Annotated in this window: 10 protein-coding genes and 1 pseudogene; 8 read left to right on the top strand and 3 right to left on the bottom strand. The window is 71.0% G+C overall.

Going from position 1 to position 13466, the window contains the following annotated elements; translation table 11 throughout:
* From ACFHWU_RS20580 to ACFHWU_RS20590, 3 genes and pseudogenes are all read left to right on the top strand, one after another.
* Positions 1 to 83 (top strand): annotated as a pseudogene (locus ACFHWU_RS20580) (RidA family protein); the annotation flags it as partial.
* 89 nt (positions 84 to 172) lie between these two features.
* On the top strand, positions 173 to 439 hold the full coding sequence (locus ACFHWU_RS20585) for a hypothetical protein (RefSeq protein WP_416591328.1): 267 nt from the start codon (positions 173 to 175) through the stop codon (positions 437 to 439).
* Between the two features lie 98 nt (positions 440 to 537).
* A complete protein-coding gene (locus ACFHWU_RS20590; protein ID WP_416555879.1) occupies positions 538 to 1698 on the top strand; it encodes an alanine racemase in 1161 nt (386 codons plus the stop codon).
* Between the two features lie 350 nt (positions 1699 to 2048).
* Here the strand turns inward: ACFHWU_RS20590 and ACFHWU_RS20595 are convergent, their stop codons facing one another.
* On the bottom strand, positions 2049 to 4004 hold the full coding sequence (locus ACFHWU_RS20595; protein ID WP_416591329.1) for a polysaccharide biosynthesis protein: 1956 nt from the start codon (positions 4002 to 4004) through the stop codon (positions 2049 to 2051).
* Positions 4005 to 4156: 152 nt separating this feature from the next.
* Between ACFHWU_RS20595 and ACFHWU_RS20600 the strand changes: the two genes are divergently transcribed.
* Complete coding sequence (locus tag ACFHWU_RS20600) at positions 4157 to 5659, top strand: polysaccharide biosynthesis tyrosine autokinase (protein ID WP_416591330.1); 1503 nt, start codon at positions 4157 to 4159, stop codon at positions 5657 to 5659.
* Here ACFHWU_RS20600 and ACFHWU_RS20605 read toward each other — a convergent pair.
* Complete coding sequence (locus ACFHWU_RS20605; protein WP_416591331.1) at positions 5646 to 6236, bottom strand: low molecular weight phosphatase family protein; 591 nt, start codon at positions 6234 to 6236, stop codon at positions 5646 to 5648. The genes ACFHWU_RS20600 and ACFHWU_RS20605 overlap by 14 nt on opposite strands.
* A 141-nt stretch (positions 6237 to 6377) precedes the next feature.
* On the opposite strand from ACFHWU_RS20605, the gene ACFHWU_RS20610 reads away from it, so the two are divergent.
* From ACFHWU_RS20610 to ACFHWU_RS20625, 4 genes are read left to right on the top strand one after another with little or no spacing between them, the layout of a single operon-like run.
* Positions 6378 to 7532: a DegT/DnrJ/EryC1/StrS family aminotransferase gene (locus tag ACFHWU_RS20610; RefSeq protein ID WP_416591332.1), complete on the top strand. Its 1155-nt coding sequence runs from the start codon at positions 6378 to 6380 to the stop codon at positions 7530 to 7532.
* Positions 7529 to 8191 carry a NeuD/PglB/VioB family sugar acetyltransferase gene (locus ACFHWU_RS20615; protein ID WP_416591333.1) on the top strand — a complete coding sequence of 221 codons (663 nt, stop codon included), beginning with the start codon at positions 7529 to 7531 and terminating at the stop codon, positions 8189 to 8191. Before ACFHWU_RS20610 ends, ACFHWU_RS20615 begins: the two co-directional genes overlap by 4 nt.
* Positions 8192 to 8244: 53 nt before the next feature.
* A complete protein-coding gene (locus ACFHWU_RS20620; RefSeq protein WP_416591334.1) occupies positions 8245 to 9441 on the top strand; it encodes a glycosyltransferase in 1197 nt (398 codons plus the stop codon).
* 8 nt (positions 9442 to 9449) lie between these two features.
* Positions 9450 to 10700, top strand: a complete 1251-nt coding sequence (locus tag ACFHWU_RS20625) for a glycosyltransferase family 4 protein (protein WP_416591335.1) — start codon at positions 9450 to 9452, stop codon at positions 10698 to 10700.
* 905 nt (positions 10701 to 11605) lie between these two features.
* Here the strand turns inward: ACFHWU_RS20625 and ACFHWU_RS20630 are convergent.
* Positions 11606 to 13333, bottom strand: coding sequence for a hypothetical protein (locus ACFHWU_RS20630; RefSeq protein WP_416591336.1), 1728 nt, complete (start codon positions 13331 to 13333; stop codon positions 11606 to 11608).
* Between the last annotated feature and the right edge of the window lie 133 nt (positions 13334 to 13466).

The following is a 13466-nucleotide window of genomic DNA, read 5'->3' on the forward strand; positions in this document are numbered from 1 at the left end:
CCGTCGCCGTGCACCAACTGCCGCACCCGCACCTGCTCATCGAGATCCAGGCCGTCGCCGTAGCACCGGATGGACCCGAGTGATGTCCGACTTGTGGCGACTCGCGTCGGAGGACAAGCGCCGCTGGTCCGTTTCGGGTCCGAAGGATCTGGGGTATGCCGGCTCTCGACGGATGCGGGGTCAAGTCGGCGAAACCCTGGCCACCGCCGAGGCAGCGGGTGCGCACAAGGTGCTCGGCTGCACGGGTCGTGGCACGGTGGCGGTCTGCCAGGATGCCGATCTCGGACCCCCACGGTGCTGTGGCCTGGCCCGGCTCGATTCCGAGACCGGGGTGCGGATCGGCCGGCACGAGCACGTCGGCAGCAACGCTCCGGTTGGGCACGACACCCAGCTCGACGACTACCGACCGTACTGGCCGCTGGCCGGTACGCGCGGGTGAGCGCGACACCACGTTGCGGGGTCGTCGCATGACCATCGCGGTACGGCAGGATGGGCGACGGATACGCTCGTACCGCGACGACGACTGCCGGAGACGCCGTGACCACCCATACCCGACCGCAGACCGCTACGCCGGACCTGTTCGCCGTGCCGGCCGGCCTGGAGACTCCCAATCTGCTGCTCGACCTCGACGTCTTGGAGCGCAACCTCGACGAGATGGCTGGACTGTGCCAACTGCATCAGGTGGGGTTGCGGCCGCATGCCAAGACCCACCGGGTGCCTCGGCTTGCGTCGATGCAGCTGGATCGTGGGGCGGACGGCATCTGTGTGGCGAAGCTTGGTGAGGCCGAGGCGTTCGCCGCGGCCGGGGTGACCCGGATGACAGTGGCCTATCCGCTGGTCGGCCGGGACAAGGCCGAACGCGCCGTACGGTTGGCGCAGCGCTGTGAGCTGACCGTCGGCGCGGACAGCGTCGCCGGTGCCCGGACGCTGGGGGAGGCGTTTGCCGCTGCCGGACGGCTGTTGGACGTACTGCTGATTGTCGACAGTGGTCTGGGTCGGTGTGGGGTGGCGCCGGCGGATGCCGCGCGGATCGCCTGGGACATCGCCGAGCTGCCCGGCGTTCGGTTGACCGGGGTGATGACGTACGAGGGATCGGTGTACGCGGCGACTGACCGTGCGGATCTGACCCGGCGGTCACAGGAGGCGGCCGATGTCATGGTGGATACCGCGGCCGCGATCCGGTCGGCCGGGCTGACCCTGTCGACGGTGTCGCTAGGTGCTTCCGCTTCCGCCCGGACCGTGGTGGCCGAGCCCGGGGTGACTGAGATCCGGCCCGGCATCTACGCCTTCAACGACCTGGGGCAGATCGCGCTCGGCAATGCCACCGTTGCGACCTGCGCGGTGCGGGTCCTCGCCACCGTGGTCAGTCATCCGGAGCCGCACCGTGCCTGCATCGACGCGGGGTCGAAGACGTTCGGCCAGGACGGGCTGCCAGCATCGGCGCATCTCGATGCCTATGGCGGCCACGGGCTGCTGGTGGGGTTGCCCGGGTGGCGGATCGACCGGCTTTCCGAGGAGCACGGTTGGCTGCGGTGGGCCGGGCCTGGGCAGCCGAGTCCGCTCACGGTCGGGCAGCGGGTGCAGGTGGTTCCGAACCACGTCTGCATGGTGTTCGCCGGCCTTGGCGAGGTGACGGCGGTACGCGGTGGCGAGGTGGAGGCGGTCTGGACGACGATCGGGCCGGGCGCGTCGAGGTGACCCGGCATTGACGCAGTTGAGGTGTAGTTGCTACTGCGGTAGCGCCTGGAAGCACGCCTACTACCTGTAGTACCGCGATGTTCGTCCGGACTACCTCGACCGCCTGTGGGATCTGATCGACTGGAGCGGCGTCGCGGCCCGATTCGCCGCCACCAGCTCGGCAGACAGCCCAATCGTCTTGTCATGAGGTGGCGGCGACCGCCTCGCGTTCGCCGAGTCGGCGCTCACGTTGGTCCGGGGCAGATCGGACAGAGCATGGACGACCTGGTGCAGGAGCTGTCCCTGCATCTGTCAGCCACGATGGCCGACCCGCCATCCAATCCACCGGCGGCGGCCTGACCGGCCGATGGTCAGACCGTTGGGGAGGACCCGTTGTTGCTGGCCATCGGTGCGCCGGTCGGCTCGTCCAACGCCGGTTGGCCGGCGGCGCTGTCCGGGCAGCCCACCGCGGCCCGCTCGGTGCCCCGCTGCCGCCGTGCATTGAGTACCGGCCGGTGCGGCGAGCAGAGCGCGGCCAGCTCGTCGACGAGATCGTCCGGCCGGCCGTACGGGTCGAGCAGGTGCACGTGCACCGGGTCCAGCGCCGGCACCGGGACCTGGGAGATCAGCGGGTGCAGTGGCCGGTTGTCCGGCTCGCCGGTACCGATCAGGTCCTCGTGCAGCTTCTCGCCAGGGCGCAGCCCGGTGTAGATGATCCTGACCGGGTTGTCGTACTGCTCGGCGATGCTGCGGGCGACGTCGGCGATCCGTACCGGATCACCCATGTCGAGCACCAGTGACTCGCCGCCGCGGCCGATCGCGGCTGCCTGGATGACCAGTTGCACCGCTTCCTGGATGGTCATGAAGTACCGGGTCACATCCGGGTCGGTGACGGTGATCGGCTTGCCTGCCGCCGCCTGGGCGAGGAACGCGTGCAGCACCGAGCCGCGGCTGCCGAGCACGTTGCCAAACCGGACACTGAGGAACGTACCCTGGTTGGCGTTGGCCGCGAAGGCGGTGAGCCGCTCGGTGATCCGCTTGGAGAAGCCGAGCACACTGGTCGGGTCGGCGGCCTTGTCGGTGGAGATGTTCACAAAACGCTCCACACCGGATGCGGCCTCCAACAGGGTCTGGGTGCTCCACACGTTGGTCTTCACAGCCTCACCCGGGTGACGTTCCAGCAGCGTGAGATGTTTGAGCGCGGCGGCGTGGAAGACCACCTCGGGGCGACGGGCGCGCATGATCTGCCGGATCGTGTCGCTGTCGCGCAGATCGGCGAGGATCAGGTCCGGGCTGTCCAGCAGTGCCCGGCCGCGCAACGACAGTTGTACGGCGTGCAGCGCGGACTCGTCGCGGTCGAGCATCATCAGCTCACCGGGCTGGAACCGCTGGATCTGTCGGCACAGCTCGGAGCCGATCGAGCCGCCGGCCCCGGTGACCAGCACCCGTTTGCCGGTCAGATAGCCGGCGATCGAGTCGAGGTCGGTCTCGATCTGGTGCCGACCGAGCAGGTCACTGAAGTCGGGGTCGCGCAGGTCGGTGACGGCCGGCTCGTTCTCCAGCAGTTCGCCGACCGACGGGACCACTTTGAACCGGGCACCGGCCTGGTTCGCGAGGTGGCGTACTTCCCGGATCAGCGCGGCGTCGGCGTTGGCGACCGCGGCGACGACGGTGGTGGCACCGGTACGGGCGGCGACGGCCGGGATGTCTTGTCGGCTGCCCAGTACCGGTACCCCGCTGAGCCGTAGCTGCCGTTTCGCCGGGTCGTCGTCGAGCAGCCCCACCGGCAGGTACCGCCCGCTCGGCTCGTCCAGCATCGCCCGGAGCAGCGACTGGCCGGCGGCGCCGGCACCGAACAGCAGCACCCGCTGGATGTTTCGGCCGGCGGGTCGACGGCGCCGTTGCCGGTGCAGCCGGCGCAGGTACCGGACGCCGAGCATCTGGACGAGGGCCAGGCAGCCACCGACCAGCGGTGCGCTGGCCGGCACCGGCCGTTGTGGTGCGACGAGGTCGAGCAGCAGCAGCAGGACCATGGTGGCCAGCACGCAGCGGGATACCGCCCACACCTCGTCGAAGCTGCCCAGCCGGTACCGGTCCCGGTACAGGTAGTTGAGGTGACCGGCCACCGTGTGCAGCACGATCGCGGCCAGCGCGACCAGGAGCAGACCGTTGAGGTGTGTTCCGGCGAGGGCGAACTCGTAGCGGGTCCAGACGGCGACGATCAGGCCGGCGCACCAGGCGCCGAGGTCCACCAGCCACATCGGTGCGACGGCGCGTTCCCGGTTGCGGCGGGTGGTGGTGTCAGCGGCTCGGGTCGATGTCTGCATTCCAGCCCCGTTCAGTCGGCGTACGGGCCTCCGCCGGGTACGGCCGGCGGTGCCTGCGGTCTTGTTCACTCCGGATGGGTAGCGTGGCAATGACACTATTTGACCAGAAAACCCCTGTTGCCAGTGCAGATTGGTACAAGATGGTGCTGACCATGACGGAGCAGTATCTTTGGGAGGCCGTACCGATGGAACTGCGTGACTACTTCGACGCGGTGCGGAAGCGATGGTTCTGGGTACTCGCCGCCGTGACCGTCGCGGTCGGCGCCGCCGTGCTGATCAATGTCCGGACCACCCCGCAGTACGCCACCTCGGTCACCTTCTTTGTCTCCACCTCCAGCAGCCAGGGGGTGACCGACGCATACCAGGGCGGACTCTTCTCCCAGCAGCGGGTCAAGTCCTACAGCGGCCTGCTCACCAGCAGCCGGCTCGCCGAGACCGTGGTCAACCGGCACAGTCTCGGCCTGACCGCCGGGGAGGTGCAGTCGCGGGTCAGCGCCCGCCCGGTGCCGGATACGGTCCTGCTACAGGCGACGGTGACCGACAGCTCGCCGAACCGTTCGGAGCAGGTCGCCGAGGCGATCGTCGCTGAGTTCGTCCGCCTGGTCCAGCAACTGGAGACCTCCCCGGGCGCCGACCGGCCGGCGATCAAGGTCGAGGTGATCGCCGGCCCGCTGCTCAACCCGGTGCCGGTCTCGCCGCAACCGGTGCGCAACATCAGCCTGGGCCTGTTCCTCGGGCTGCTCAGCGGGGTCGGCCTGGCACTGCTGCGCGGGATGCTCGACAATACCGTGCGCACGGTCGATCAGATGCGCGACGTCACCGCGGCCGGGGTGCTCGGCACGATCCCGTTCGACAACGCGGCCCGGCGCGACCCGCTGATCATCGGCCGGCAGGCGCACTCGGCGCGGGCCGAGGCGTTCCGCCAACTGCGGACCAACCTGCAGTTCGCCGACGTCGACATGCCGGTGCGCAGCCTGGTGGTGACCAGTGCGATGTCCGAGGAGGGCAAGACCACCACCGCGGCGAACCTGGCATTGACCTTCGCCGAGGCAGGCACCTCGGTGCTGTTGATGGAGGCGGATTTGCGCCGCCCCCAGGCGGCCTCCTACCTGAATATGGAGGGTGCGGTCGGGCTGACGAACGTGCTCGCCGGGCAGGCCGAGCTCGACGACGTACTGCAACCATGGGGGGACAGCGGGATGACGCTGCTGCCCAGTGGCTCCATCCCGCCGAATCCGAGCGAGTTGCTCGGCTCACAGCAGATGGCGGATCTGCTCACGACGTTGCAGGCGCGTTTCGACATGGTCATCTTGGACACCGCGCCGCTGGTGCCGGTCACCGACGCCGCGCCGCTCGCCGCTCAGGTGGACGGCGTGATCGTGGTGGCGCAATGCGCCAAGACCACCGAGACGCACCTGCGCGCGGCGGTCGCCGCGCTGCGCGCGGTGGACGCTCGGCTGCTCGGCTGCGTGTTGAACATGGTGCCGCACCGCAGTGGTGCCTACAACTACTACCACGAGCACGGTCGTCGGCATCGGTCCGCGAGCGCGGTGGGCCCGGCCCGCCAACGTCAGGCGGTCCCGGGACCAAGCGGTGCCGAGGTAGCCGAGGAGCAGACGTCGGCCGACGTCGGCGTTGCGGTCAAGACTTCGTGATGATGTCCAGCAGGATGTCGACGGTCTGGTCGATCTGGCCGCCGCAGAACCGGAAGTCTTTCACCGGCAGCAGCACCGGGTCGGCGAGGTCGTCCTGCTCGGCGGAGACCGGCTGGACCCGGCTGCGGGCAGCCGCTGCTGCGGCTACCAGCGATCTGGCCCGGCCCGCGACATCCGACGGCGGGATCGTCGACGGCAGGGCTGCGGCTTGGGCCAGCCGTCCGAACTGGCGGACGGTGAAGGTGTGGGTCAGCGCGGCCGGGGCCAGCGCGACGCAGTACGCCCGGTGCCGGCGGCTGGCGGTCAGCACCAGATCCGCGCGGGCCAGCATGGCGGCATTCACCTGCCGGCTGGCGAACCCGTCCGGATCCGCCTGGCGTTCTCGCAGGACCTGCTCGGTATACGGATGCATCGGCCGGCCGGTCAGCGCTTCGATGCCGGCGCTGTACGCGGCGACATCGGCCCGGTCCGCGCCCAACCGGGTCTGCACGGCGTACCGGGTCAGCCGTTCAGCAAGCGGCGAGCGGCAAATGTTCGCCCGGCACACGAACAGGATGGTGAACCGATCAGTGGTCATCAACGCCAGCCAATCCGATGTCTCCGCGACCGGCCGCCGGACCGCGTCGGCCAATCGGTCGCGGCCACCGACCCGGCCACCGACCCGGCCACGACCAGGTCAGGGTAGCCCGCGACCTGAACATTTCGCCGGAGCCGCGCGATGACCCGGCAGATCTACCTGTCTCCGCCGGACGTCGGCCCGATCGAGGAGGAGTTCCTGGTCCGGGCGTTGCGCTCCGGCTGGGTAGCCCCGTCCGGCCCGGAGGTGGACGCCTTCGAGCAGGAGCTGGCCCGGCGCGTCGGGGCCGCTCACGCAGTCGCGGTCAACTCGGCGACCGCCGGTCTGCATCTGGCCCTGCTGGCCCTCGGAGTGGGGCAGGGCCAGGCGGTGGCGGTACCCACCCTGACCTTCGTCGCCACCGCGAACGCCATCGTCTACACCGGTGCCCAGCCGGTCTTCGTCGACTGCGATCCACGGACCGGCAACGTCGACGTCGATCTGCTGGCCGAAGCGCTGACCCGGCGGGAGCCCGGTCAGCCGCCGGTACGCGCGGTGGTGCCGGTCGACATGTTCGGCCGCTGCGCCGACTACGACGAGATCATCCCGTTGTGCGCGGCGTACGGCCTGCCGGTCGTGGAAGACGCGGCGGAGGCGCTCGGTGCCGGCCTGCGCGGTCGTCCCGCCGGCGGCTTCGGCCAGGCCGGGGTCTTTTCCTTCAACGGAAACAAGATCATGACGACCTCGGGGGGTGGGATGGTGGTCACCGACGACGAGGCGATCGCCCACCGGTGCCGATACCTGGCCAGCCAGGCACGCCAGCCGGTGGCCCACTACGAACACACCGACATCGGCTACAACTACCGGCTGAGTAACCTGCTCGCCGCGCTGGGCCGGGCACAACTGCACCGTCTCGACTCGATGGTCGCGCACCGCAGGGAGACCCGTCAGCGGTACGCGAAGACCTTCGCCGGCGTTCCGGGGGTACGCCTGCTCGGCGATCTCGATGACGAGGCGGACCTCGGCAGCAACGCCTGGCTCACGGTGATCATCGTGGAACCGGCCGAGGCTGGCTGGGACGCCGCCGATTTGGGCCGCTACCTCGCTGATCGGAGGATCGAGACCCGGCCGGTCTGGAAACCGATGCACCGGCAGCCGGTCTTCGCTGCCGCGCCGCGGATCCTCACCGGGGCGGCGGACCGGCTCTTCGCGACCGGATTGGCCCTGCCGAGCGGCTCGTCGTTGACCGACGAGCAGATCGGCCGGGTGCTCGCGGCGATCGAGGCGTTCCTCGACGGACACCGGATCGGCCGATGAGCGTTCGGGACCTGGTGATCGTCGGCTGCGGTGGGCACGGCCGTGAGGTGTTCGGCATCGTCGAAGCCGTCAACCGGGCCGGTCCGGCACCGGCGTGGCGGGTGATCGGATTCGTCGACGACGATCCCAGCCCGGCCAACAAGGACCGCCTCGACCGGCTCGGTGCCGTGCTGCTCGGCGCCGTGGACTGGCTGACCGGGCAGGGCGACCCGCCGGCGTACGTGATCGGGATCGGCCTGCCGGCGTACCGCCGGGCGGTAGGCCGGCGGATCGACGCTGCCCGGCCGGCGGCGGAACCGCTGGTTGCCGCCACCTTGATCCATCCCAGCGCCACGGTCGGTCTGGATAGCCGGATCGGCGCGGGTTCGGTGCTGTTCGCCGGTGCCCGAGTGACCACCAACGTGACACTCGGCCGGCACGTGCACATCAACCAGAACGGCGTGGTCGGCCACGATACGACCGTCGCGGACTACGGCTTGGTCGGACCGCTGGCGGCTGTCTCCGGATCCTGCACGTTGCACGAAGCCGTCCTGGTGGGGACGACTGCGGCGATTCTTCAGGGCCGCCGGGTCGGTGCCGCAGCCACGGTCGGCGCCGGCGCGTGTGTCGTGCGTGACGTGCTGCCCGGCGCGGTGGTCAGGGGGGTGCCCGCGCGATGAAGGTCCGTTGGCGGTCGCGACGGGTGCCGCCGGTATCGAGGGAGGCGTCAGACATGCGGGTGGTCGTGATACTCAAGACAGCCGAGGGCGGCCGGTGGATCGTGCCCCAGGTCGAGGAGCTGCGTCGGCGCGGCAACGAGGTGACGGTCGTGCTGCCTGCCGGTCCGGGCCGGTTGCGCGAACAGTTGCACCGGGCCGGGGTGCCGATGATCGACTCGCCGTTCCGGTTTCGGTTCCGCCCGACGTTGGCGACGGCCATGCAGCTGTTGTCGCTACGTCGGCTGCTGCGTCGCCTGCGGCCGGACGTGGTGCACTACCACCACTACCACGCGGCGCTGGCGGTCCGGTTGAGCCTGCTCGGGCTCGACGTCGTCAGGGTCTTCATGGTGCCCGGTCCGCTCTTTCTGGAGTCGGCGCCGATCCGCACTGCGGAGCGCCTCCTGGCCCGGCTGGACGACCTCGTGATCGCCGGCAGCACGCACACCGCCGACCTCTACCGGTCGATCGGCAGTCGTGGTGACGCGCTGGCGGCGGTGCCGTACGGGGTGGACACCCGGCTGTTCCGCCCGCCGGACGCCGCCACCCGGGCCGCCGCGCGTCGCCGGCTGGGTCTACCGGCAGACGTCTTCGTGGCGGTCATGGTGGCGTACGTGTACGCACCCAAGTCGATGGTGCACCGGGGAACCGGTATCAAGGGTCACGACGTGCTACTCGCGGCGTGGCGGTCGTTCGCCCAGGACTGTCCCCGCTCCCGGCTGATCCTGGTCGGTGGGGGTTGGGACACGTCCGGTGAGGAGCACCGGCAGGACCTGCTACGACGTTTCGACGTGACGGCCGATCCGACCGTCGACTGGTTCGCCGGCGTCATCGACGTACGGCAGTATTACGCTGCGGCTGATGTCAGCGTCAGCCCGTCGCGGTCGGAGAACCACGGAGCGGCGCTGGAAGCCGGAGCGTGCGGGGTGCCCTGTGTCGTGTCCGACGCCGGCGGACTGCCGGAGACAGTCAACCGGGACAGCGGTTGGGTGGTCCCGACCGGTGACGTCGAGGCGCTCGCCGCCGCGCTGCGCGGCGCACACGCGGAGCTCCGGTCCGGTCAACTCGCCCGGCGTTCACCGGCGGCACGGGAACACATCCAGCGGCGGTTCGACAGCGGTGACTGCGCCCGGGCGGTGGCCGACCTGGTCGAGACGGCCGGCGGGGGCCAGCCGGTGCCGCGCCGGCGGCTGACTCTGACGACCGCCCTGTAGGGAGCACAGTGGAGAACTTGCCAGGTTCCGCGATGGGCACCGTCGCGGTCAGTACCCAGAGCCGGTTCCAACGCACACCGGACGGTGCCGTGTGGACCGTGATCGGGCCGGCGCACGGCTTCTGGGCCCGGTACCTGTCTGCCTTCGACCGGGTCCGACTGCTCGCTGAGGTCACCGACGTACCGCTACCGCCGACCGGGGCCTGCCGGGTGGACGGCGCGGGAGTGGAAGTCTGGCCGCTGCCGTGCGGTCGTGGGCCCCGCAGCCTGCTGCCGGGTCGTGCGGCGCTGCGCAGGTCGTTGCGGTACGGGGTAGACGACGTCGACGCCGTCATCCTGCGGAGTCCGTCACCAGCCGCCAACCTGCTCGCACCGATCCTGCGGCGCTCGCACCGTGGCTACGCGGTCGAGGTCGTGGCAGACCCGCAGGACATGTTCGACGGCCCGGTGGCGACGTACCCGGTGCGTCGCTGGCGCGCTCACCGGGCGGCGCGCCAGCTGCTGGAGCAGTGCCGGGACGCCATCGCCGTGGCCTACACCACCGGAACATCGCTGCAGCTGCGATGCCCGCCGGGTCCGCACACCATCGCCGCCGACTATCCGGACGTCGACCTGCGGGCCGACGCGTTCGTCTGCGAGCCACGCGAACCGGTGGCGTCCGGCGGCCCGGTGACGCTGATCTCGGCCGGGACGCTCGACCGCTCCCGGCACGGCGTCGACGTCGTCCTGACGGCGATGCGTCGGCTGGCAGACGACGGCATCCGGGCCGACCTGGTCCACCTGGGCGACGGCCGGTCCCGGCCGCAGCTGGAACGCCGTGCGGCCCGGCTGGGACTGACCGACCGGGTCGTCATCGCGGGTGAGCGTCCCGCTACCGAGATCCGGTCCTGGCTGGACGCCGCCGACGTGTTCGTGTCGCCGACTCCCGCCGGCGCGCACTCCCCAGTAGTGGTCGAGGCGATGGCCCGGGGCCTGCCGGTGGTCGCCGTCGCGGCGGTGGGCCCGCCGGATCTGTTCGAGGCGGACTGTCTGGTCGGCACCGGGGACTCGGCGACATTGGCCGAGGTGGTCCGGCGGCTGCTGAACCAGCCGCAGCGGATGGTCGAGGTGGCGGCGGCCGGTCTGGTCCGGTCCGGCGGCTACCGCACCGAGCTCGTGGCACCTCGGCGGGCGATGTTCTACCGTGCCGTCCGGATGGCAGGTCGTCCGATGCCGGTGGCACTGGCGGCCCGGGCGCGGGAACGCGCCCCGACGAGCTGAGACCGGGTCAGCGCCCCTCCACCTGCAACACCGCGGTCATCGGCCGACCCGACGCGGGACGGTTGGCTGGTGCAGGACCCGGGTAGCGTGACGGTTGGCTGGGGTTGGGCGTGCCGCAAGGGGAGCAGCGACACCGTCGACATCGATGCGTACCATCTCGACACCGAGCCGGCGGTCGGCGACTGGCTCTGGTACCAGGCCCGACGTCGCGATCGCCGCCGAACTGGGCCATTCCCGGGCCGTGCTGGACGTCGGCTGCTACCGGGAGGACGCCGCCACGGCCGGACGGCGCACTGAGCTCGGCTTCTCGGTGGCGACCGTGTTGAACCGATTATTCGTCCCGCACGACGCGGCGAGCCCGATGGCTGACCCCGGGGAACCCGACGCTGTGCGGATCCGCAGCACCGGCGACGATTTCGAGGTCCGTCACCAGGCATCGACGGTGCACCAGGCCGCCTTCGCCGACCACTTCGGTTTCGCGGCCAAGGCCTACCCTGACTGGGTCCGGCATCTCGAGTCGCACAGTGACCACGACTGGTCGCTGGGTGAGGTCGCATACCTTGACGGCGTCCCGGCCGCGATTGTGTTGCGGTCGCATGCCTTCGTAGCCGACGAGCAGAGCGGCTACATGCGGCTGCTCGCGGTCCGACCCTTGATGGCAGGGGCGTGGCCTGGGTCGCCTGCTGCTGCGCCGGGCGTTCGCCGCCGACGTCGCCGACCAGCGGCGGGGCACCTTCCTGCACGTCGATACCGACCCCCGGCGGCTGGCGCTGTGCCTGTACCTTTCCGAGGGCATGCGGCCGGTGCAGATCATCGACGCCTGGCGACTGACCGTCCCGGTGACGCCCTGACCGGGTGACGTACCCGACTCGACAGGCTGGAGCCGTCGACAGGCTGGACCCGGCTCACCGCTCGGCCACCAGCGCGGCCACCGTCCGCCGCATGGCCTGCTCGAACAGCTCCCCGTCGACGACGGCCAGCGACGCGGTCATCGACACCACGACCAGCGTGGTGTCGACCTGTATGACAGCCAGTGCGGTCGTCGCGGTGACCCGTCCGGCACCGCGGCCAAGCGTCCGTACCAGGTCCATCCGCCAGGCGCGATCGCCGACGGCCGGTGCCGCGCGGGGCAGCGACTGGACCCGTAGCCCGGATCGTCGGTCGGTGAACTCACGACAGGCCGCGCCGGCCCGTTCGACTGCGGCGAAGACCATCTCCACCGGCCGCGTCGAGGACATCGCGTCCGGCCGGTACGACACGACGTCGATCTGCAGGGTGGTCCTGCCGAGCCCACCGCCGCCCGGTGCAAGCGTCGCGTAGCGCGCCACGCCCCGCCCGGTACGTCCGGCGGCCGCCCGGCGCAGATAGTCGTTGACGATCGACGGCTGACAGCCGGCCGGTCGACTCCCAGCCGGTGGTGGTGCCGGGAGCGGATCCGCCCGCCACGCCGGGCCGAGCACGAGCTCGACGGCTCGGGCGACCCGGTCCGCCGCGGTCGTGTCGATCGGGACGGGACCGGCGGTCCTCGGGCCATCCGGACGGGCACGGCGGGCGTGGTCCGGGTCGGATCCGCTGTCCGGGACGGCGGGCGACGGCTGGACCAGCAGCGGTGCGGCGAGATTCGGCGCGGCCGCGGTGTCCACCGGGAAGGCGAGCAGACCGGCGACTACTCCCGCCAACATCGCCGGGACGGCAGCTGTGCCCCAGGATCCGGCCGCGCTGGGCCGTCCAGCGGTCAGCGCCGGCAGCAGGCCGGCCAGGACCAGCAGAGCGGGTGCCAGTGCGGCGCCGGCGACCAGCCAATCTCCCGCGGCGGGTGCCAGGTGCCACAGGACGGACGCCCCGGCCTGGCCCCCCGCACCGGCGATCACCCCGGCGGCTGGCACGGCGCACCAGACCGCAGCCCGGGCGCCGCGCGTCCCGCCCGGGCCGCGGCGCAATCCGACAGTCAGGACGGCGACGGCGGCGGCCAGCAGCAGCACGCGGGCCGTCGACCCGGCAAGCGTGCCGGGCCCTAACCCGGTGAACGCGGCCGCTGCGGCCAGTGCGGCGCTCACCGAGGCCAGTAGCCACGGCCAGCCGCGCAGCATGGCGCGGCGAGTGCTCCGGCCGGAGGTGATCCGGTCCAGTTCGGCGCGGACGAGCGGGTCGAACACCACCGGAACCAACGGCTGTCGGACCGCCGCCGCCGGCAGCACGACCGCCGTCCGCTGGCCGGGACCGGCGATGCTGTCCGTCCGATGGCCGCCGATCCGCAACCGAGGCCGGTGGGAACCGACCAAGCTGTGCTGCCGGCAGAGTTCCTCGAAACGCGCCTCGGCCATCGGATGGGCCGGGGGTAACCGGGCGATCCAGTGTTGGGCGCGTACCGTCGTGACCAGCGTCCCGGCCAGACCACTGCCGAGCGCGATCGCCGCCCCGGAGGTCATCAGGGCGCCGACGGCCCAGGTCACCTCGGTCAGGCACATCGTCTGGTCGCTGGCCGAGGGCGGGCAACGGGTCAGCACGTCCAGATACGCCAGCCCGATGGGACGGTACGCCAGGGCCAGCATCCCGCCGGTGGCCGCGCCGAGCGCGGCGAGTGCGACCGCGACCAACAGCAGCGGCCAGGTCCTGCCACCCCTGGGCGTCATGCCGACGGACCCCCTTGACGTCCTCTTCCTGAAGGAAGAGGAATCCGGTCTGCGCCATACCCGGAGGGGCGCCACGACTGCATCGCGTACCGAACGTAGTCATGATGGGGGATTTCGGCCCGCTGGTCCAGCG

The organism is Micromonospora sp. LOL_015, from assembly GCF_048060275.1.
Taxonomy (GTDB): domain Bacteria; phylum Actinomycetota; class Actinomycetes; order Mycobacteriales; family Micromonosporaceae; genus Micromonospora_E.

What these genes read in the sequence shown, in the direction of transcription:
- ACFHWU_RS20585 (WP_416591328.1), top strand. Translation starts at nt 173, where the DNA reads ATGCGGGGTCAAGTCGGCGAAACCCTGGCCACCGCCGAGGCAGCGGGT.
- ACFHWU_RS20595 (WP_416591329.1), bottom strand. Translation starts at nt 4,004, where the DNA reads ATGCAGACATCGACCCGAGCCGCTGACACCACCACCCGCCGCAACCGG.
- ACFHWU_RS20600 (WP_416591330.1), top strand. Translation starts at nt 4,157, where the DNA reads ATGACGGAGCAGTATCTTTGGGAGGCCGTACCGATGGAACTGCGTGAC.
- ACFHWU_RS20605 (WP_416591331.1), bottom strand. Translation starts at nt 6,236, where the DNA reads ATGACCACTGATCGGTTCACCATCCTGTTCGTGTGCCGGGCGAACATT.
- ACFHWU_RS20610 (WP_416591332.1), top strand. Translation starts at nt 6,378, where the DNA reads ATGACCCGGCAGATCTACCTGTCTCCGCCGGACGTCGGCCCGATCGAG.
- ACFHWU_RS20615 (WP_416591333.1), top strand. Translation starts at nt 7,529, where the DNA reads ATGAGCGTTCGGGACCTGGTGATCGTCGGCTGCGGTGGGCACGGCCGT.
- ACFHWU_RS20620 (WP_416591334.1), top strand. Translation starts at nt 8,245, where the DNA reads ATGCGGGTGGTCGTGATACTCAAGACAGCCGAGGGCGGCCGGTGGATC.
- ACFHWU_RS20630 (WP_416591336.1), bottom strand. Translation starts at nt 13,333, where the DNA reads ATGACGCCCAGGGGTGGCAGGACCTGGCCGCTGCTGTTGGTCGCGGTC.